Here is a 1351-nt window from a genome sequence, read left to right on the forward strand (position 1 = left end):
GTGCAGGACATTGGGGTGCAAGGGATCAAGACGGGCATGTTGCTGAATGCCGAGATCGTGCTGGAGGTAGCCCGTCAGGTGGAGCGCTGGGCGTTGCGGCCTCTGGTGGTGGATCCGGTGATGGTGTCCCGCACGGGAGCAAAGTTGCTGGCAGATGAAGCCATTCAGGCCATCCGCGAGCGGCTAATCCCCTTGGCCCAGGTGCTGACCCCCAATCGCTATGAGGCGCAAATTTTAACGGGGCTGCAGCTGCAGTCCCTGGCGGATATGCAAACGGCGGCTCAGCAGATTCGCACCCTGGGCTGTGGAGCGGTGTTGGTCAAAGGTGGGGGTATGCCGGGGGAACTGCAGGGGGTGGATGTGTGGTTCGATGGCGAGCGACTGGAAGTGCTGAAAACAGAGCGGATCCCCACCCGCCACACCCACGGCACCGGCTGTACCCTCTCGGCGGCCATTGCGGCACAGATGGCCTGGGGTAAGGATCCCTTTGCGGCCACAGTGGCGGCCAAAGCCTATGTAACAGAAGCGCTGCGACATCCTTTGGCCATCGGGTCAGGGCAGGGGCCAGTGGGGCACTTCTACCCGCTTCTGTCCGGGATTGGCAAACCTGTGCCATAAGAGAGAGGTCACTCTCTCTGGCTGCTATGGCTAGCCCGTCGAATCTTTCTCAGAAGGGATCCCTGCCCAAATGGCGGTTTTGGCTACCCCTACTGCTGCAGCTGGGTATCGTTCTGCTGATACCGGCTCGGCAAGCGCTGACTCTTGCTGTCGGAACCACGATCTACCTGCAAACGGCCCCTGTGGATCCCTATGACCTTTTGCGGGGCCGGTACGTGACCTTGGGCTACGTCGTCGCTCGACGCTCCACCCTAGAGCAACTGCCGGGTTGGTTACCTGATTTGGAGACGCTAGGGATCCTTTATCTGCGCTTAGCTCCCCCCGAAGGGGATCCCACTCAACCTTGGCAAGCAATCGGTGTCAGCCGGGAGATGCCCAAAGATTTGCAGCCTGAAGAGAAAGTGCTGCGAGGCTGGTTTGACGGGTGGCAGCTCAAGTTGGGAACCGAAGAATTTTTTATTCCCGAAGCAGCTGGAGATGCCTTGGAAGAAGATATTCGGCGTTACCCTGAAGCCACGCGGGCAGAAGTGAAAGTGGATCCCTGGGGCAAGGCAGCATTGGTCGGCCTCTGGGTAGGGGAGCATCGGTACTAAGTGCTCATTCTGCCCGGCTTTAACGCTTTAACAATTAATCACCATATTGTAAACTACCCGACCCTGACTGCTTCGCAGTACAGGGCGGGCTTTCGGCAGCCCTGCAGTTGGCAAGCCAACCACGAACCTCTAGGCTGGTT

General features: G+C 59.0%; 2 protein-coding genes. Both read left to right on the plus strand.

Annotation, left to right across the window (positions count from 1 at the left end):
* Positions 1 to 618, plus strand: a 618-nt coding sequence (gene thiD, locus NW837_RS13945; protein WP_414332201.1) for a bifunctional hydroxymethylpyrimidine kinase/phosphomethylpyrimidine kinase, incomplete at its 5' end; no start/stop codon positions are given.
* A 26-nt stretch (positions 619 to 644) separates the two neighbouring features.
* Complete coding sequence (locus NW837_RS13950; RefSeq protein ID WP_414332202.1) at positions 645 to 1211, plus strand: GDYXXLXY domain-containing protein; 567 nt, start codon at positions 645 to 647, stop codon at positions 1209 to 1211.
* Positions 1212 to 1351: the final 140 nt, after the last annotated feature.

Origin of the sequence: Synechococcus sp. R6-10, assembly GCF_047461815.1 — a bacterium.
Classification (GTDB): Bacteria; Cyanobacteriota; Cyanobacteriia; order Thermostichales; family Thermostichaceae; genus Thermostichus.